This window comes from Amycolatopsis sp. NPDC033938, assembly GCF_055575975.1.
This window is the reverse complement of the sequence record NZ_JBVIRO010000006.1, coordinates 364,710-382,632: the sequence shown is the minus strand read 5'-3', so window position 1 is coordinate 382,632 and position 17,923 is coordinate 364,710. Positions and strand designations below refer to the sequence as shown.

Below are 17,923 nucleotides of genomic sequence, written 5' to 3'. Positions count from 1 at the left end.
AGGGGAACTTTGAGGGACTCTGGGTCCCTCAAGGAGTCCTTCACGGCCCGGCCGTCACCGGACCCACCCGCCGTAGGTACACCCTTGGCCAGAACACGAATCGCCACTCACGACCCCGTTCGGAACCGTGCATAGCGACATCAATCGGGCACTCAATCGCCTGGCAGTATCCCTTCAACGGAAGATCCGGGACGCTCAACGTCCCCGATCCTCCGTTGATCAAGCTCGTACCGATCACGACCTGTGCACCGGCAACCGAGCGGGGAAGATTCCGGACGTCCAACGGCCGGAATCCTCCCCGCCCGACTGGGCATTGACCTTGAGAGTAAGGAAGGAGGCCTTCCCGGACCCGCGACCTGACAAAGCGCACCCACAGGGTCGACAAGGTTCGTAAGGTCGCAGGATGACCTTGCGCTCAGCACTCTGGCTGCCGATCTTCGACGAACTGGCCGATCCGGTGATCATCGCGCGCCTCGCCGCCGAGGCCGAGGAAGCGGGCTGGCACGGCCTGTTCGTCTGGGACCACATCCGCTGGAACGAGCCGGTGCGCGCGATCGCCGACCCGTGGATCACTCTCGCCGCCGTCGCGTCCGCCACCGAAAACCTCGTCTTCGGCCCGATGGTCACCCCGCTCGCGCGGCGGCGCCCCGTCAAGCTCGCCCGCGAAACGGCCACCCTGGACCGGTTGAGCGGCGGGAGGCTGGTCCTCGGTGCCGGGCTCGGCAGCGACCGGTTCGGCGGGGAGTTCTCGAAGACCGGCGACGAGCTGGACGATCGCAAACGCGGCGAGATGCTGGACGAGTCGCTCGCGATCCTCACCGCGGCCTGGTCCGGCGAACCGGTGCGGCACCATGGAAAGCATTACACGGTCGACGACATCACCTTCCTGCCCCGGCCCGTGCGGCCCGTCCCCGTGTGGCTGGCGGGCTTTCCCGGGAAACAGAAGCCGATGCGCAGGGCCGCGCGCTACGACGGGTTCTTCCCGGTGAACCTGCCGCACGCGGACGAGTTCGCGGAGGCGGTCGAGACGATCACCGCGCTGCGCGGCGACAACCGGGGGCGGTACGACTTCGCGATCGGTGTCCCGGCGGGTACGGATCTCGCGCCGTACGAGCGGGCGGGCGCGACCTGGTGGATGGCCGAATTCCCGTGGGACGACCTGTCCGTCGACGCGGTGCGCGGCGTGCTGCGGGACGGTCCGGCCTGACCCGTCGGGGAGCCGTTCGGTCGCCCGGCGATCCACGACACCTTTAACAGCCCTTTACTTTCAGCCTGCCTTGATCAATACTGGACGGCGAGGGGAGTACTTCCCAAGCGTCTGCCCGGTCAGTACGGACACTCCGCCGGTGTCCCCGGGAGGCCGCCCGCGGTGGGTGAAGGAGACCTCGAACTTGATGTTCGAGGAGGTTCTGATGCCCGGATCCGTGGGCTCTGTCTGGCTGTGGTCGATCAGTATCGTGGTCCTGCTGGGGCTGCTCGTCGCCGATTTCGTCGTCACCCGCCGTCCGCACGAGGTGTCGATGCGGGAGGCCGTCGGGTGGTCGGTGTTCTATCTCGCGCTCCCCGTCTTCTTCGGACTCTGGCTGTGGCTCGATTTCGGCAGCGGCCCGGCGGTCGAGTTCATGACGGGCTTCGTGGTCGAGAAGTCCCTGTCGGTGGACAACCTGTTCGTGTTCATGTTGCTGCTCGCCGCCTTCGCGGTCCCGCCCGCCGTACAGCAGCGCGTGCTGTTGTACGGCATCGTCGGCGCCCTGGTGCTCCGGGGCATCTTCATCGCCGCCGGTGCCGCGATGTTGTCGGCGGGCACCTGGGCGTTCCTCGTGTTCGGGCTGATCCTGTTCGCCTCGGCGGTCAAGATCCTGCGAGAGGCGATGTCCGGCGGCGAAACCGAGCGGGATCTCTCCCAGTTGCGGTCGGTTCGTCTGCTGCGCAAGCTGATGCCGGTCACGGACGAATACCGCGGTGCCAACCTGACCGTCCGCGTGAACGGTCGCCGGGCCCTCACGCCACTGGCCGTGGTGGCGGTCGCGGTCTTCGCCACCGACGTCGTCTTCGCCGTCGACTCGGTGCCCGCGGTCTACGGCATCACCGAAGACCCGTACCTCGTGTTCGCCACCAACGCCTTCGCCCTGCTCGGCCTGCGTGCCCTCTACTTCGTGCTGCGCTCGGCGCTGGCGAAGCTCGTGCACCTCAACCACGGTCTCGCGATCATTCTCGCCTTCATCGGGGTGAAGCTGGTGCTGCACTGGGCGCACGGGATCTGGCCGGGTGTCCCTGAGGTCCCCACCCCGCTCTCGCTGGCCGTGATCGTCGTCGTGCTCGCCACGGTCACGTTCACCAGCCTGCACGCACGACGTCGCGAGGCGGCCACGGCCGACCGGGAGTGATCGATGATCACCGAATTCGTCGTCGGTCTCCTGGTCGAATGCGCCGTCGTCGTGCTCTTCCTCGCCGCGTTGGCACTGGTTTCCGCCGCCATGCGGCCGCCGCGCGGACCCTCGAGGTAGCCGTCAGGGGAAGCGCAGCACGGTGATCCCGGCCAGCACGAAGAACACGAGCACCACCAGTGTTCCGCTGTGCCCGCCGGACGAACTGGTCACGACCTGCTCGACGGCACCGGTGAGCCGCACGCCGCAGTCCGCGACGACGGTGTGCCTGCCCGCCTCGATCCGGGTGAACTCGACCGGCGCGGTGAAGGCCCCGGTGCCGTCGGCGTAGGCACTGCCGACGCGGTCGCCGTCTGAGGTCAGCGTGACGGCCTTGCCGGGCACGCAGCCCTTCCCGGTCGCGGACAGCCGATCGCCGGGCTGCACGCTCGGCCGGTCGAGGATCAGGTCGTTCGGCCCGGGCGGGGTGCTGCTCGGCGAGGGGAGGTCCGTCGACGGCGGAGGAGTGTCCGTTGTGGACGGTGGTGTCGTGGTGGGAGGGGTCGTCGTGGTGACCGGCGTGGATGGCGTGGTGGTCGTTCCCGGCCTGGTCGGGGTGGTCACCGGGACGGTCGGCTTCGTCGTCGGAGGCACCTTCGTCGTCGGTGGCGCCGTGGTCACCGTCCCGGTCACCCGGAACGTCGCGCTCCCGGTCAGCGGCCCGCCGGTCCGCGCGTTCGTGCAGTTGCCCTCGACCGTGTAGCTGCCGGGGGTCGCGTTCCCGGGCACCTTCGCCGGTGTTTGCCCGCTGGGGATTTGCGGCGACGCGTCGGCCGACGCGAGCGCGGTTCCCGACCACGTGAAAGAAACCGGTCCTTTGCACGGGTAGAAATTCCAGGAAATGGTAAAAGAACTCCCGGCGGCCCCGCTCGAAGGTTTCAAACCAACCGTGGACTGGTAAGGAGATTGTTGCGCGTTACCCGCGCCCACCAGGGAAATCAAAAGCAGCAATCCGGTCACGACCCCGAAAACCAGCCGAACCACGATACGCATTGGGACGTCCCTCTCCGGTAGGTACTCGCTGTAGCATTCCGGACCGTCGGATATCGCGAAACAGGGGATACGCAAAATGGGACGTGTCATCGCGGCAGGGGTTGCGTTGGGTCTGTGCGCGATCCTCCTTGGCGCACCGCCCGCCGATGCGGACAGCGGCAGGCTCGAGCTCGCGGTCACCCTCGACGACCGGCCGATCACGAACGCCACGGTCACGGTCGATCCGGCCAAGCAGATCGAACTCACCGTCACCGCTTCGAACAGCGGCGGGACCACGGTCAGGGTCCGGAGCGTGCGGGTGTCCGGCGTCGCGCTGGCGCTGACGTTCTTCGCCTACGACACCACAGCCCCGTTCGAGGTCCCCGCGCACAGCCGGGTCACCCGGACCTTCGTGCTGGACATGGCCGACCTCGACGGACAGGCGATCGGCCTGCTCCCGTCGACGGTCGAACTGCTCGACGCGCAGCGCGGCACCCTCGGCGAGGCGGCCACGGTCGCCGACGTCCGCGGTTCCTTCTGGTCCGTCTACGGCGCCTTCGGTCTCGCGATGCTCGTGCTCACCGTGCTCGCGTGGCTGACCGCCCTGCTCGCGCTCGCCCGCCATCGCCTGCCGCCCAACCGCTGGCGCCGCGGCCTGCGCTTCCTGCCTGCCGGATTCGGCACCGGGCTCGTCGCGGTCGTCTCGCTGTCGGTGCTGCGGCTCGTCGCGCCGGAACCGGCGATCGAGATCCCGGTGGTCCTCGGCGCCGCCGTCATCGCGTTCCTGCTCGGCTACCTGACCCCGCATCCGGCGCCGGGGCCCGCCGACGACGAGACGGTCCGCTTTCCCGACGGCACCAAGGAATTCAACCGATGAGCGCACCCGCCGAGGTCGTCGCCGCGCTGCCGCAGTACGAGATCGGGGCCGCGATCGGACAGGGTGGGATGGGGGTCGTCTTCGCCGGCGTCCACCGTTCGCTGCACCGCGACGTCGCCATCAAACAGCTGCCATGGGACGTGCTGAACCACGCCGTCAGCAGTGCGCTCTTCGACCGCGAAGCGCGCGTACTGGCCAGCCTCGACCATCCGCATATCGTGCCCGTCTACGACTACGTGCGCACCGGCCGCGAGCATCTGATGGTGATGGAACGCCTTGACGGCGGCACCGTGCACAGCCGCTTCCAAAGCGGGGAAATCGGTGCGGAGCAGGCCTGCGCGATCGGCTTGGCGATGCTCGCCGGGCTGCACGCGGCGCACGAAGCCGGAGTGCTGCATCTGGACGTCAAGCCGAAGAACCTGCTCTTCACCACGCAAGGCGTGATGAAGGTGGCGGACTTCGGTATCGCGAAGGTGATCAGCGAAGGCGCCACGCTCGTCACGCATGGCGGCGAAGTCCTCGGTACTCCCGCCTACATCGCACCCGAGCAGGCGATGGGCAACGCGCTGAGCCCCGCCGCCGACGTCTATTCGGCAGGCACGGTGCTCTACGAACTGCTGTCCGGAAAGCTGCCGTTCGACAACACGCGGGGCGCGATCAGCATGATGCGCCAGCACATGTTCACCGACCCGCGCCCGATCGACGGTGTGCCGGCGCCGATCGCCGCGGTCGTCATGCGCGCACTCGCGCGGGAACTCGACTCCCGTTACCGCGACGCGGAGACGTTCGCGGCGGACCTCGCCTCGGCCGCCACCACCGTCTATGGACCCGGCTGGCTGGAACGTTCCCGGGTTCCCGTCCGCCACCTCACCCCTCGGGTGATCTCCGCGCTCAGCACGCCGGTCGCCGCGCCGGTTCCGGCCGGGGACGGGCCGACCCGGCCGATTCGCCGCGCCACCACACCGGATCCGACGCTTTCGGCGACCCGCGCTTCGTTCGAACCCGAGCCCCGGCCCACCGAGAAGCCGGGTGCGGTGCTCTGGTTCAGGCTCGCCGCCGGGGCCGCCGCGATCGCGCTCGTGGTGCTGACCCTGCTCAACCCGGAACGGCTGCCGCACGACGCCAGGCTCATGGCGCTCGACGGCGTGCTCCTCACCTCGCCGGTGGAGGTGGACCTCAGCAAGACGTTCACGGTGACCGGCGCGGGCAACCCGCAGCAGCTGAGCCTCGACCTGACGGCCGCGGGAATCCCGCTGGGGTCCGCGACGGCGACGCCGAAACCCGATGGTGACGGCTTCCGGGCCGATCTCCGGTTCCCGGGGCTCACCCGGTGGATCGTCGGCGGGGCCGTCACCGCCACGGTGACTACCGACGGCGTCCCTCAGACGTTCACATTGCTCACCCGGCAACATCCGCTCGCGAGCGCGCTCGGCGCCGGCAGCCTCATTCTCGCCCTGTTCGCCTTGGCGTATCTGGAATCCGGGCTGCGGACGCTCCGCACCGGCCACCGCTGGCGGGGCGCGCTCGTCACCGGACCAGTGCTCGGCCTGCTGTTCGGCGCCACGGCGTGGCTGTGTGTGACAGTGCTGCGCGTGTCCGAGCCCGCGCCACTGTTCGGGGCCGGCTGTGCGCTTTCGGGCGCGGTGGCGGCGGGCTTCGTCGTCGCGGCCGCCCGGGCGCGACGCCTCCGGACCCGCTGATCCCAAGGGGCGGCCCGGTTTCGCGGGCCGCCCCCGGTGTCCGGGATCAGGACTTGCGGTGCTTGCCCTCGTCGTCGGTGACCTCGAACTGTTCCTTGCGGACCTTGCCGGACACCGTCTGGTCCTCGGTGACGGTCTCGGTACGGAGCCTTGCCCGCTCGACCGGGACGGTTTCCTTGCTCACCACGGGTTTCTCGGCGTGCAGCACGACATCCTGCTCGTCCTCGCCGATTTCGGCCCGTTCGCCGCCAGTGCTCGTGATCGGTTCCCGTTCGATCCGCACCTCTTCGTGGCTGACCGGCACGGTGACCTGCTGCTCTTCGGTGACGACGTACTTGCGCAGCCGCACGTGGCCGGTCTCGACCTGCTCGGTGCCGACGTTCAACCGCTCTTCGGAGCGCGTCATGGTGTGCTCGGCGTCGCGGTCCTTCTTGCCGGTGCCCGCGTCCATTCCGGGCTTGCCGCGACCGGTGCCACCCATCGCGCCCTGACCCGGCTTGGCGCCCGCGTCCATTCCGCCGCGGCCGCGGCCTCGGCCCTGCGCCCGGTCGTCCATCCGGCCGTCCGGGGACGTCCGCGGCATCGGCAACCCGTAATGCTTGTACAGTCGCGCGCTCTCCTCCATGGACAGATGGCCGTCGGCCTCGATGCGGGGCGCGTCGGAGACGGCCTCCTTGTCGACGCGGACGTGCACACCGTCCTTGTCCGCGTGCGCGCCCGAGAGCGGGACGAAACTCTCCTTGGTGCCGAACAGGCCCGTCTTGACGGTGATCCATTCCGGCTGGTGCGTCGCATCGGCGAGGTAGACGTTGCCGACCTTCCCGAGCTTGGTGCCCGTCGGGTCGACCACGGCACTGTCGATGAGTTCCTGCGGCTGCATGGTCTTCGCCATCGATCTTGCTCCTCCCGAACGATGTTGCTGCTGAGAAGCCCACCGTCGGCCGGGAAAGTGATCATGGCAACCGTCGTGGTGCCCCTGTGGGTGACCCCGGAAAGTGGGGGTTTGAAGACGTGCGTACTGGCTAGGCCCAGCGTGTCGTAGCAGGTGGAAGCGGGTGCCCGCGCGGTGATCGGCGGGTGAAGGGTTGGCGCGAACGTGTGATCTCCGTCCTGGCGCCTTCCGAAAACCGGATGCGCGGCCTCCGGGGTTTGTCCTACTCTCGCGATCGTGATGCAGCAACTGCTGTTCCTCTGAGGAACGACGCCTCCACCGGTACCGCGAGCCGCGGTACCGGAATTCGTTCTTCCTGCTCATCACTTTTCACCGGAGGCAGTTCCTTCATGTCATCCCCTCTTTCGCCCGCGCCGCTGCGCGCGGCACACGTCCGCCTGTCCGGCGTCCACCTCTCGTTCGGCGGACGACCCGTGCTCTCCGGGGTCGACCTCGTCGCCGCCGCCGGTGACCGGGTCGCCATCGTCGGGGAGAACGGGCGCGGCAAGACCACCCTTCTCCGGGTACTCGCCGGTGAGCTGGCCGCGGACCGCGGCGAAGTGCACCGCGCGGGCTCGGCCGGTGTCGCCGACCAGCAGCTCCCGCTCGGCGCCACCGACACCGTCGGCGACCTGATCGACCTCGAACTGGCCACCGTCCGCGGGGCACTCGCTCGGCTGGAGGCCGCCACCGAGGCGCTCACCGATGGCCGTCCCGGGGCGGACGACGCTTTCGCCGAGGCACTCGCGGACGCCGAGGCCCTCGACGCGTGGGACGCCGACCGGCGGGTCGAGGTGTCACTGGCCGCCTTGAACGCCGTCGACGACCGCGACCGTCCACTCGGGACACTGTCGGTCGGGCAGCGGCACCGGGTGCGGCTGGCCTGCCTGCTCGGGGCCGGACACGCCGTGCTGCTGCTCGACGAACCGACCAACCACCTCGACGCCGCCGGACTCGATCACCTCACCGAGCGACTGCTCGCCTACCCCGGCGTGGTCGTCCTGGTGAGTCACGATCGGGCGTTGCTCGCGGACGTGGCCACCACGGTGCTCGACCTCGACCCGTCGAGTGACGGCAGGCCGCGGGTCTACGGCGGGGGCTACGCCGCCTACGTCGAGGCGCGCCGAGCTGAACGTGCCCGCTGGGAGGCGTCGCACGCCGAACAGCTCGCCGAACGGCAGCGGCTCGCCGACGACCTGTCCGCCGCGCGAAACCGGCTGCGCGACAACTGGCGGCCGCCCAAGGGCACCGGCAGGCACGTCCGTGCCACTCGTGCGCCGGGGCTGGTCCGCGCGGTCCACCGGCGGCAGGAGGAGCTGGCCGGACATGTGGTGGCCGTCCCGCCGCCACCCACCAGGTTCGCCATGCCCGAGCTGCCGGAACGTCGCGGCGCGACCCTGCTCCGTGCCGACGGCGTGACGGTGACCGGGCGGCTCTCGCGTCCGGTCGGGCTGGTGCTGGACGGTGGCGACCGGCTGGTGGTCACCGGACCCAACGGCGCGGGAAAATCGACGCTCCTGACCGTGCTGGCCGGGGATCTGGAGCCGAGTGCGGGTACGGTCACCCGCTCCCGGTCGGCGCGGATCGGCCGGCTGGGACAGGAATCCGAACTACCCGGCAGGCGTACGGCGATGGAGCTGTACGACGAACAGCTCGCCAGGGCGGGAGAGCCTGGACCGGGCTTGGGTGAACTCGGCCTGCTCAGCGGGTACGACCGGCACCGGCCGGTGGCCGAATTGTCGGTCGGTGCCCGGCGGCGGCTGGACCTGGCACTCGTGCTGGCCCGCCGTCCGCACGTGGTGCTGCTGGACGAGCCGACCAATCACCTTTCCGTCACGCTCGTCGACGAGCTGACCGCCGCGCTCGGGAACACCCCGGCCGCGGTGGTGATCGCCACGCACGACCGGCAGTTGTCACGGGACACGGCGTCCTGGCCTCGGCTCGCGCTCTGAGCCGTCAACCGCGGCGGGCGACGGTGTAGCGCACGGTCTGCGCCAGCGCCACGCTCCCGTCGGGTTCACGCAGCGGCTCCAGCTCCGCGAGCACGGCACGGCGGACGGCGGCCAGGCGGTCTTCGGGCACCAGTTCCCAGAACATCCGCTGGCCGTGCGACCAGGACCAGGCGATCCACTGCCCGGGGTCGGCGAACTTCACCGGATAGACGCGTTCCACCGACGTGACACCGGTGAAGCCCGCCGACCCCACGGCCTGGTCGAAACCCTCGATGGTGGCGAACAGCCCGGCTCGGGCGGCCAATGTCCAAGCCAGCTCCGCCGACACGAACGGTTTGAACACCTCGCGCACGCCCGCCCACCGGGGATCGTCACCGCCGAACGTGGTCACGCCCAGCAGGCCGCCCGGTTCGAGCAGGCGGTGCCACGACCGCAGACCGGCGACCGGATCCGGCAGGAAGAACACCACGAAGGACGCGAGGACCACATCGAAGCCGGCGTCGGTCAACGTCGGTTCTTGGGCGTCCATAAGGGAAACCGAGGCATTGGCCACCCCGCGGTCCGCGATGTCCTTCGCGGTGCGCTCGACCATCGCGGAGGACAGGTCGATGCCCAGCACCGAACCGTCCGCGCCGACCCGCTCGGCCGCGGGGAACAACACCGCGCCGCGTCCGCAGCCGACGTCCAGCACCCGCTGACCGGGGGCGAGCCCCACCCGGTCGAGCAGTTCCTCGGCGAACGCGCCGAAGAAGTCGACGCCGAGGGCGTCGTAGGTCTTCGCCGTCCGGTCGAACAGCAGCGCCATCGCCTGCCGGGTGTAAGCGCTCATCCGCAAGACGATGGCCCGGCGAAAACGGCGGTGTCAAACGACGATCCGGGATTTGTCACGCGGCTTCCAATGGTGTCCACGTGAGTGGTGATGACGGTTCCAATGAGGGGTGGGGGCAGAGCGAAGGTGTCTGGTGGCCGATGTCCGCGGTTCCCCATGTCAGCTGGTCGGCACCACCGCCAGGACGCGCCGTCCCTCAAGGGGACCTTCACGGCGGCGAGCCAGCCGCGACAGGGTCGCGAGCGCCACGCTTGAGACGCTGATCGTCCCCGGCGAGGCGCATGAGACATCCGGGCTCGAGCCCCTCAGAAGAACGCGCGCGACACCTGGGAAAGGACGATCAGCCCGCAGATGATCAGGTTCTTGATCTTGTGATCGACCAGGATGGCCACGAATTCGCGGATGGTGGCGCTCGGCCAGAAGTACCACGCCGTCGGCGAACCGATGACCTGGCCGTGCACCTCGGTCCGGCGGGCGATGAGGGCGGCGCGGAGTACGTGGAAGTTGTTCGTGACCACCGTGCACCGGTAGTCCGGCTTTCGCCGCCTCATGATTTCGGCGCTGAAGGTGAGGTTCTCGAACGTCGTCGTCGACCGGTCCTCCAGCAGGATCCGCTCCCGCGGCACCCCCGCCTCGACGAGGTAATCGGCCATGGCGTGGGATTCCGGCAGGTCCTCGTCGGGGCCCTGCCCGCCCGAGGTGACGACCATCGGTTCCCCGCCGCGGCGGGCCTCGGTGTCCACGACACGTTTGGCTCGCTTGAGGCGGCCCGCGAGCAACGGCGGCACCCGGTGGCCGTCCAGCAGACCCGAGCCGAGGACGACGACGAAATCCACGTCCTTCTCGGTGCCGATGCGGCCGTAGACGATCGAGTACAGAAGGAAGCAGACGAAGAGGAACGAAACGTAGACGACGATTCCGTTGAGGCTGCCGCGGAGGATGTCGAGAGGTTCCCAGGCCAGTTGCGTGACCGTCGCGTTGAACGCGATCAGCGCGCAGATCCCGATCCCGGTCAGCAGGGACAGGACGTTGGCGGGTCTGCGGCCCTCGCGGCGGAGCATGGTGATGCCGTTGCAGATCAGGAAGACCGTCAGCGCGAGGACCGTGGGCACGATCAGCAGGATCAGGCCGACCGCGATCATTCCCGCCGCCTCTGGCGAAACCGAGGCGAGCAGCGCGATGAGCGTCACCCCGAGGAACAGCAGCGCGAAGAAGAGATAAAAGCCGTTGCGCAGCCGGCGCCGGTCACGAAGAAAGCTCACCAGGAACGCCAAGCCGCACACGACCGCGATGGCGAAGGGGATTGCGGCGGCCCTCACGAGATCTCCAGCCTTCGGACGATGCCGGGTGGTCTCCGGCGGGTCGGCACGCGGTGCGGCGGCATTGAATCACACCGCGGCCACGCGCGCCCGCGGAGTCACCGCGCCCGCTGCACCGGCCGCTCGTCCCACACCGGCTCGGCGGTCTCCCGCACCTTGCCGTCGGTTCCGAACACGAGGTAACGGTCGAACGAGCGCGCGAACCACCGGTCGTGCGTCACCGCCACCGTCGTCCCTTCGTAGGACTCCAGCGCCTGCTGCAGCGCTTCCGCCGACGCGAGGTCGAGGTTGTCGGTCGGCTCGTCCAGCAGCAGGACGGTGGCGCCGCCGATCTCCAGCAACAGGATCTGGAACCGCGCCTGCTGGCCGCCGGACAGCTTCTCGAACCGCTGGTCACCCTGTCCGTCGAGTTCGTAACGGCGCAGGATGCTCATCGCCGGCCCCCTGGTCCGCGCGTGGTCGGTCCAGAGAATGTCGACGAGGGTGCGTCCGAGCAGTTCGGGATGGGCGTGCGTCTGCGCGAAGTGGCCGGGGACGACCCGGGCGCCGAGCTTCCACCGCCCGTCGTGCGCGACGTCCTCGCCTGCCAGCAGCCGCAGGAAGTGCGATTTGCCGGAGCCGTTCGAGCCGAGCACCGCGACCCGCTCGCCGTAGAAGATCTCCAGGTCGAAGGGGTCCATCAACCCGCGGAGTTCGAGGCCTTCGCAGGTGACGGCGCGGACGCCGGTCCGGCCGCCGCGCAGGCGCATGGTGATCTTCTGCTCGCGCGGGGGAGCGGCGGGCGGACCCGCCTCCTCGAACTTGCGCAGCCGTGTCTGCGCGGCGTGGTAGCGCGACGCCATCTCGTCGCTGCGCGCGGCGTACTGGCGCATGTCGGCGACGAGTTTCTTGAGCTGGGCGTGCTTTTCGTCCCAGCGGCGGCGTAGCTCCTCGAAGCGTTCGAAACGCTCCGCGCGTGCTTGGTGATAGGTGTCGAAGCCGCCGCCGTGCACCCAGACGTCTCCGCCGTCGGGGCCGGGCTCGACGCTGATGATCTTCTTCGCCGCCCGCGCCAGCAGTTCCCGGTCGTGGGACACGAACAGCACGGTCTTCTGGGTCTCGCGGAGCCGCGCTTCCAGCCACTGTTTGCCCGGGACGTCGAGATAGTTGTCCGGCTCGTCGAGCAGGAGGACGCCGGATCCGCCGAGGAGCAGCGCCTCCAGGACCAGCCGCTTCTGCTCGCCGCCGGAGAGGGTGCGGACCTCCCGCCAGCGTGCCTTCTCGTACGGCAGGTTGAGCGCCGCCGTCGTGCACTTGTCCCAGACGACTTCGGCTTCGTAGCCGCGGGCGTCGCCCCAATCGCCGAGAGCCTGGGCGTAGGCCATCTGGGCCGCTTCGTCGTCGCGTTCCATCAACGCGAGCTCGGCCTCGTCGACCGCGCGGGCGGCGGTGCGCAGCGCCTCCGGTGACACCGAGACGAGCAGGTCCCGCACGGTCCGTTCGTCGCGCACCGAGCCGACGAACTGGGGCATCACCCCGAGCCCGCCGCTGATGGTCACCGAACCGCCGTCGGGTTTGAGCTCGCCCGAGATCAGTCGCAGCAAGGTCGTCTTGCCCGCACCGTTGGCGCCGACGAGCGCGCAGACGCTGCCCTCGCCGACCCGGAACGACACGTCGCCGAGTAGCAGCCGCCCGTCGGGCAGGTGGTACTCGACGTGCGCGACTTCCACGTGTCCCATGGTGATATCCCGACTGTCGGTGCGCGAACTTCGACAGACTGCCTTCGCCGGTGGACACCCCGCAACGCAATATCGGTTTGTTCGGTAATGTCTACGACGTGGAACGAACCCTCTTCGGTATGCGGCTCAAGCTGATGCTTGCGCTGTTCCTGCCGGAGTTGTTCGTCGTCCTCCCGGTCGTCAGCGGATCCAACCCGTTGAGCCTGGCCACCGCGCTGACGGCTTCGGTCGCGGTCGCCAACCCGCTGGGGCTGGCCGCCACCATGACCGCGTCGCTCGCCGTCATCCTGTTCGCGCTCGCCGCGCATTTCCGCCTCGAACCGGCGGCCGCGGCGATGAAGGTGCGCGCCATCAGCCTGCGCGAACGCGCTCAGCTGTTCCTGAGCCTGCGCGATCCCGACGCGCGCGGCCGCGTCCGGCCACGGGCTCCGTCACGGGGCATCGTGGCTGCCTGACTTCTCCTTGTTCGAAGGTGAGGCAGTCACTCCTGCCCACGCACCTTCAAACGACGGAGTGACCTGCTCATGTTCGATGTCTTTCTGTACCCCGTTTCCGCCATTCTCTGGTTCTGGCACAAGGTTTTCGGCGCGGTTTTGAGTCCAGGCTCCGGCGCGGCCTGGGTGCTGTCGATCGCGTTCCTCGTCTTCACCCTGCGCCTCCTGCTGGTCAAACCCGCACTGAGCGCGTTGCGCGCGGGACGCCGCACCCAGGCGCTCGCTCCGCAGATGCGGAAAATCCAGGAGAAGTACGGCAAGGATCGCCAGCGGATGGCGAAGGAGCTCCAGAAACTCCACGCCGACAACGGTTCGAGTCCGCTGGGCGGCTGTCTCCCGGCGCTGGTCCAGCTGCCGGTGTTCCTGTCGCTGTACTGGGTACTGCGCGACTTCACCCCCGGCGCCCAGTCGAACCACGTTTTCGGCCGCGCCGAGGTCGAATCCTTCTTGAACGCCGGCGTGTTCGGCGCGAAGCTCGGCAACTGGCTTTCCCAACCGGCGGCGGAGCTGGCCGCGTTCGGCACGGACCACGTCCATATGTTCGCCGTGGGGATTCCGCTGATGCTGGCCGCCGGCCTGGCCACGTTCTTCTCGATGCGCTCGAGCATGAACAGGCAGACCTCGGCCGCTCCGCAGGCCGCGGGGATCGCCAAGCTGATGATGTACCTGGCGCCGCTCGGGATGCTGGTCTCGGGATCGTTCTTCCCTGTCCCGATCGGGGTCCTGCTGTACTTCCTGGCCACCAACGTGTGGACGCTGGGGCAGCAGCATTTCCTCACCAAGGTGCTCGACCGGGAAGAGGCGGCGCGGGTGGTCGTGAAGCCCAAGGTGACCGCCCCGCGCCCCGGACAGAAGCCCCGGCGGGGCTGAGGTCACCAGATGCGGACTTCATACACCGGTACCTTGCTGTTGCCTCGCCGGAACGGCTACGACCAGGTCGAGTACGGCCGCGCCGACGACCGCGAGTCTCTTCGCATGATGGCTGGATTTCCTTCCACGGTGATTGACCGCTCATTCGCTTTTCGGGGCGCGAAGGACGGGAATTTCCCGATGTCCAACCGGAGGTCGGCTTTTCGACGTTGCCCGAAGGCAAGAGGTGCCCGTGGCGGGAAATCGGCCTAAGAACTGTTCGGTACCGGCGTGTCGGGCAAAGCGTGATGGGGAATCATCTCGCTCTGCCAGGGAACTGTTCCCGGGCGGGTGGGTGTTCCCGGCGCCGCGAGGCGCCGGGAACGCGTTCAGCGAAGCCGCAGGTGGCGGCCGGTGAGTGAGGCGGGGTCCTCGGCCAGCGCCGACGGCGTGCCTTCGAACACGACCGTCCCGCCGTCGAACCCCGCGCCGGGCCCGATGTCGATGACGTGGTCGGCGTGCGCGATCACCCGTTGGTTGTGTTCGATCAGGACGAGGGTCGCGCCGTCGTCCACGAGGTCGTCGCAAAGGGCGAGCAGACGGTCGACGTCGCTGCCGTGCAGCCCGGCGGTCGGCTCGTCGAGCACCAGGCACAGGTCGTCCGCGGGGCCCGCGTCGGCGAGGTGACGGGCGAGCAGGAGCCGTTGCCGTTCGCCGCCGGACAACGTGTCGAGGCTCTGCCCGATCGTCAGGTAGCCGAGTCCGACCCGGTCCAGCCAGCGCAGCCGTCGCGCGATGGGGGACCGCTCGCCGAACAGGGCGGCGGCGTCCGCCGGGTTCATCGCCAGTACGTCGGCGATGCTGTGGTCGTTCAGGCGTGCGGCGAGCGCGTCCGGGTTGAACCGGGTGCCGCCACACGCGTCACAGCCGGTTTGGACGTCGTCGAGGAAGGCCAGGTCGGTGATGATGACGCCCTTCCCCTTGCAGACGGGGCAGGCCCCACGGCCGTTCGGGCTGAACAGCGACGGATGTTCCCCGGTGGCCTTGCCGAAGGTTTCGCGGATGGGTTCGGCGACGCCGAGCACCGTGGCGGGGGTGGACCGGATGCCGCCGCGCAGCGGAGCCTGCTCGACGACGACGAAATCGGGATGCTGCCAGGGGAGTTCGCCCGCGATCAGCGTGCTCTTGCCGGAACCGGCGACCCCCGAGACGACGGTCAGGACGCCGAGCGGCACGTCGACGGTGACGTCACGCAGGTTGTGGCTGCGGGCGCCGGAGATCGTCACGGCTCCCTTGGCCGTGCGGACGCGTTTCCGGAAGCGGAGCGGGGCTCGGAGCACACGGCCCGTTTCGGTGCCGGTCGCGGCGAGTTCGCCGGGAGTGCCTTCGAACTGGACGTGACCGCCGTCGGTGCCACCACCCGGCCCGAGGTCGATGACGTGGTCGGCGGCCGTGATGACGGCGGGGTGATGTTCGACCACGAGGATCGTGTTGTGCGCGTCGCGCAGCTTGGCCAGCAGTTCGAGGAGCCGGTGCACGTCATGGGGATGGAGACCCGTGCTGGGCTCGTCGAACACGTAGCAGACGTCGCTGAGCGCACTGCCGAGATGGCGGACGATCTTGACCCGCTGGGCCTCGCCGCCGGACAGCGTCCGCGATTCCCGGGACAGACTGAGGTAGCCGAGGCCGACGGAATCCAGCGCGTCGAGGCGTTCCCGGACGGCTTGCAGCAAGGGCGCCACTGTCGCGTCGTGGACGGCCGCGACGACGTCACGCAGTTCGCTGACCGGCAGCGCCGACCAGTCCGCGATGGACCGTCCGTCGATCAGGCTCTTCCTCGCCGCCTCGGCGAGGCGGGTTCCCGCGCAGTCCGGGCAGGTGCTGCGGCTGACGACTCCGGCGAGCCCCTCCTGTTCTTCGGTGGTGAGGCGTGACGGCGTCTTGCGCAGGTACGAGTCCCGCAGCCGAGGGACGATGCCGTCGAAGACGCCGTGCTTGGGATATTCGGGGCCGGGGTTGTCGAGGGGCAGCCCTTCGGCGTGCAGCAGGGTTTCGACCTTCGCCGACGGCAACCGCCCCAACGGGACGTCCGGGTCGACGAGCCCGGAGTGGACGAGCCGCTTCCACCGGTAGGTCCCCGGAGCGAACGTCGGGAACCGCACGGCTCCCTCGCGCAGGCTTCGCGACCGGTCGAGCAGCCGGTCGAGGTCGATGTCGTCGACCACGCCGAGTCCTTCGCAGCGTGGGCACATCCCGCTCGGATCGTTGAACGAATAGGCGGGCGTGTACCCGGCGCTCGGCTGCCCGAGACGCGAGAACAGCAGACGCAGCAGCGGGGCGATGTCGCTCGCCGTGCCCACCGTCGATCGCGCGTTCCCGGTGAAGCGCCGTTGGTCGACGATCGTGGTGAAGATCAGCCCGTCGATCCGGTCGACGTCGGGCGGCGGATGCTGAGGTAGCCGATTCCGGACGAAAGCGGGATAGGTCCCGGTGACCAGGCGCTCGGCTTCGGCCGCGATCGTGTCGAACGCCAGCGACGACTTCCCTGAGCCCGAAACGCCGGTGAACACGGTCAGCCGGTGTTTCGGCACCCGGACCGACACCTCGCGGAGGTTGTGCGTCCTGGCGCCTTCCACCGTGATCCACCGGCCGCGTTCGGTGCGAATTCCTGGTTGTTCCGACATGAGGTCAGGCTACGATCAGATGTGGCCGGTTTATGGCCACAATTCCTCGCAGGGTGGGAGGCGACGTGACGGCACCACGAGAACGGATGCTGCGGCTGCTGTCGCTCCTGCAGTCCGGCCGCCAGTGGCCCGCCGCCGAACTCGCGTCGGCCATGGAAGTCCCGCCCCGCACCCTTCGCCGGGACATCGACCACTTGCGTGGCCTGGGCTACCCGGTGGAGAGCACGCGTGGGCCCGGCGGCAATTACCGGCTCGTCGCGGGCGCGGCGCTGCCACCGCTCATGCTGGAACACGACGAGGCGATCGCCACCGTGCTCGGGCTGCGGCTCGCCGCGGCCGGCGGGACCGGCATCGACCTCACCGCCGAATCGGCGGACCGCGCCGCCGCGAAACTCCGGCGTGTCCTTCCGGCCGCCTTGCGACGGCGGACCGACGAGATGCTCGCTTCCGTCGAGTTCGGCGGCGGTGAACAGCCGCGGGTCGCTCCCGAAGTCCTGAACCTCCTCGCGGCGGCGATCGCGGCCCGCCGGTGTCTCGAGTTCGAATACATCGCGAAGGACGGACCGTCGTCCCGGACGGTCGAGCCGATGCGTCTCGTCCAGCTCGGCAGGCGGTGGTACCTCTACGCGTGGGACCTCGACAGACGGGACTGGCGGAACTTCCGCCTCGACCGGCTCGCCGCGCCGAAGAAGACCGAAGTGGTGTTCGAGCCCCGCGCTCTCCCGGTCGACGACGTCGCCGGTCATCTCCAAGAACGTTTCCACAGCCCGAAATCGCTCCGGATCACCTTGACCCTGCAGGTCAGCGCGGGTGAAGCGGCGGCCCGGCTCCACCGGATCGACGGGAGTTTCGAGGCGCTCGGCGACCAGGGCTGCCGTTATGTCGCGTACGTCGATTCCTTCGAGTGGCTGGCCGTCGTCCTGACCCTCACCGACATCGACTTCACGGTGGAGGAGCCGGCGGAGTTCGGTGAGTACCTCGCGAGAATCGGTCAACGCCTGCTTCGGGGAAGCGGGAGCGTCGTGAGTGCTGATTAGGGTTATGGAGGGGTAAGGCAAACGTGCGGTTTGTGCGGGGGGGGGGGGGTGGGCACAACTCGGTGAAAGCCCACAACACCCAACACAACCCCCCCCCCCCCAACAAAAACCCACCCAAACACAACCCCCCCCCCC

At 69.1% G+C, this 17,923-nt stretch carries 15 protein-coding genes; 9 read left to right on the top strand and 6 right to left on the bottom strand.

From position 1 onward, the window contains the following. Positions 1-403: 403 nt before the first annotated feature. Complete coding sequence (locus ACZ5ZX_RS19415) at positions 404-1,207, top strand: LLM class flavin-dependent oxidoreductase (RefSeq protein ID WP_465503387.1); 804 nt, start codon at positions 404-406, stop codon at positions 1,205-1,207. Between the two features lie 205 nt (positions 1,208-1,412). Continuing rightward, positions 1,413-2,387: a TerC/Alx family metal homeostasis membrane protein gene (locus ACZ5ZX_RS19410; protein WP_465503386.1), complete on the top strand. Its 975-nt coding sequence runs from the start codon at positions 1,413-1,415 to the stop codon at positions 2,385-2,387. Positions 2,388-2,510: 123 nt separating this feature from the next. Here ACZ5ZX_RS19410 and ACZ5ZX_RS19405 read toward each other — a convergent pair whose 3' ends face one another. Beyond that, on the bottom strand, positions 2,511-2,771 hold the full coding sequence (locus ACZ5ZX_RS19405) for a hypothetical protein (protein WP_465503385.1): 261 nt from the start codon (positions 2,769-2,771) through the stop codon (positions 2,511-2,513). Here ACZ5ZX_RS19405 and ACZ5ZX_RS19400 point away from each other — a divergent pair. The 3 genes from ACZ5ZX_RS19400 (at position 2,761) to ACZ5ZX_RS19390 (ending at position 5,975) form a co-directional block, all read left to right on the top strand. Beyond that, entirely contained in the window at positions 2,761-3,129 is a 369-nt protein-coding gene (locus ACZ5ZX_RS19400; RefSeq protein ID WP_465503384.1) for a hypothetical protein, read from the top strand. The genes ACZ5ZX_RS19405 and ACZ5ZX_RS19400 overlap by 11 nt on opposite strands. Before the next feature lie 366 nt (positions 3,130-3,495). After that, on the top strand, positions 3,496-4,275 hold the full coding sequence (locus tag ACZ5ZX_RS19395) for a hypothetical protein (protein ID WP_465503383.1): 780 nt from the start codon (positions 3,496-3,498) through the stop codon (positions 4,273-4,275). Next, a complete protein-coding gene (locus ACZ5ZX_RS19390; RefSeq protein WP_465503382.1) occupies positions 4,272-5,975 on the top strand; it encodes a serine/threonine-protein kinase in 1,704 nt (567 codons plus the stop codon). Before ACZ5ZX_RS19395 ends, ACZ5ZX_RS19390 begins: the two co-directional genes overlap by 4 nt. A gap of 46 nt (positions 5,976-6,021) precedes the next feature. Here ACZ5ZX_RS19390 and ACZ5ZX_RS19385 read toward each other — a convergent pair whose 3' ends face one another. Next, positions 6,022-6,867 carry a DUF2382 domain-containing protein gene (locus tag ACZ5ZX_RS19385; protein WP_465503381.1) on the bottom strand — a complete coding sequence of 282 codons (846 nt, stop codon included), beginning with the start codon at positions 6,865-6,867 and terminating at the stop codon, positions 6,022-6,024. A 389-nt stretch (positions 6,868-7,256) separates the two neighbouring features. On the opposite strand from ACZ5ZX_RS19385, the gene ACZ5ZX_RS19380 reads away from it, so the two are divergent. Beyond that, positions 7,257-8,858 (top strand): ABC-F family ATP-binding cassette domain-containing protein, encoded by a 1,602-nt coding sequence (locus tag ACZ5ZX_RS19380; protein ID WP_465503380.1) that lies wholly within the window; start codon positions 7,257-7,259, stop codon positions 8,856-8,858. Between the two features lie 4 nt (positions 8,859-8,862). Here the strand turns inward: ACZ5ZX_RS19380 and ACZ5ZX_RS19375 are convergent, their stop codons facing one another. The 3 genes from ACZ5ZX_RS19375 to ACZ5ZX_RS19365 all read right to left on the bottom strand — a co-directional run bounded on the left by ACZ5ZX_RS19375 (position 8,863) and on the right by ACZ5ZX_RS19365 (position 12,724). After that, a complete protein-coding gene (locus tag ACZ5ZX_RS19375) occupies positions 8,863-9,687 on the bottom strand; it encodes a class I SAM-dependent methyltransferase (protein ID WP_465503379.1) in 825 nt (274 codons plus the stop codon). Between the two features lie 305 nt (positions 9,688-9,992). Then, complete coding sequence (locus ACZ5ZX_RS19370) at positions 9,993-11,006, bottom strand: YdcF family protein (RefSeq protein WP_465503378.1); 1,014 nt, start codon at positions 11,004-11,006, stop codon at positions 9,993-9,995. Positions 11,007-11,104: 98 nt separating this feature from the next. Beyond that, positions 11,105-12,724 (bottom strand): ABC-F family ATP-binding cassette domain-containing protein, encoded by a 1,620-nt coding sequence (locus tag ACZ5ZX_RS19365; protein WP_465503377.1) that lies wholly within the window; start codon positions 12,722-12,724, stop codon positions 11,105-11,107. Positions 12,725-12,822: 98 nt separating this feature from the next. Between ACZ5ZX_RS19365 and ACZ5ZX_RS19360 the strand changes: the two genes are divergently transcribed. Then, positions 12,823-13,179 carry a DUF6412 domain-containing protein gene (locus ACZ5ZX_RS19360; protein ID WP_465503376.1) on the top strand — a complete coding sequence of 119 codons (357 nt, stop codon included), beginning with the start codon at positions 12,823-12,825 and terminating at the stop codon, positions 13,177-13,179. 69 nt (positions 13,180-13,248) lie between these two features. Further along, the gene (yidC, locus tag ACZ5ZX_RS19355) at positions 13,249-14,088 is read left to right on the top strand and encodes a membrane protein insertase YidC (RefSeq protein WP_465503375.1); all 840 of its coding nucleotides are present in this window, start codon (positions 13,249-13,251) and stop codon (positions 14,086-14,088) included. Between the two features lie 368 nt (positions 14,089-14,456). On the opposite strand, the gene ACZ5ZX_RS19350 is transcribed toward yidC, so the two are convergent. Continuing rightward, positions 14,457-16,751 carry an excinuclease ABC subunit UvrA gene (locus tag ACZ5ZX_RS19350; protein ID WP_465503374.1) on the bottom strand — a complete coding sequence of 765 codons (2,295 nt, stop codon included), beginning with the start codon at positions 16,749-16,751 and terminating at the stop codon, positions 14,457-14,459. A 65-nt stretch (positions 16,752-16,816) separates the two neighbouring features. Between ACZ5ZX_RS19350 and ACZ5ZX_RS19345 the strand changes: the two genes are divergently transcribed. Next, complete coding sequence (locus ACZ5ZX_RS19345) at positions 16,817-17,788, top strand: helix-turn-helix transcriptional regulator (RefSeq protein ID WP_465503373.1); 972 nt, start codon at positions 16,817-16,819, stop codon at positions 17,786-17,788. Positions 17,789-17,923: the final 135 nt, after the last annotated feature.

Coding starts and splice junctions, on each gene's coding strand:
- ACZ5ZX_RS19390 (WP_465503382.1), top strand. CDS start 4,272: ATGAGCGCACCCGCCGAGGTCGTCGCCGCGCTGCCGCAGTACGAGATC.
- ACZ5ZX_RS19380 (WP_465503380.1), top strand. CDS start 7,257: ATGTCATCCCCTCTTTCGCCCGCGCCGCTGCGCGCGGCACACGTCCGC.
- ACZ5ZX_RS19350 (WP_465503374.1), bottom strand. CDS start 16,751: ATGTCGGAACAACCAGGAATTCGCACCGAACGCGGCCGGTGGATCACG.
- ACZ5ZX_RS19375 (WP_465503379.1), bottom strand. CDS start 9,687: ATGAGCGCTTACACCCGGCAGGCGATGGCGCTGCTGTTCGACCGGACG.
- yidC (WP_465503375.1), top strand. CDS start 13,249: ATGTTCGATGTCTTTCTGTACCCCGTTTCCGCCATTCTCTGGTTCTGG.
- ACZ5ZX_RS19395 (WP_465503383.1), top strand. CDS start 3,496: ATGGGACGTGTCATCGCGGCAGGGGTTGCGTTGGGTCTGTGCGCGATC.
- ACZ5ZX_RS19410 (WP_465503386.1), top strand. CDS start 1,413: ATGCCCGGATCCGTGGGCTCTGTCTGGCTGTGGTCGATCAGTATCGTG.
- ACZ5ZX_RS19385 (WP_465503381.1), bottom strand. CDS start 6,867: ATGGCGAAGACCATGCAGCCGCAGGAACTCATCGACAGTGCCGTGGTC.
- ACZ5ZX_RS19365 (WP_465503377.1), bottom strand. CDS start 12,724: ATGGGACACGTGGAAGTCGCGCACGTCGAGTACCACCTGCCCGACGGG.
- ACZ5ZX_RS19415 (WP_465503387.1), top strand. CDS start 404: ATGACCTTGCGCTCAGCACTCTGGCTGCCGATCTTCGACGAACTGGCC.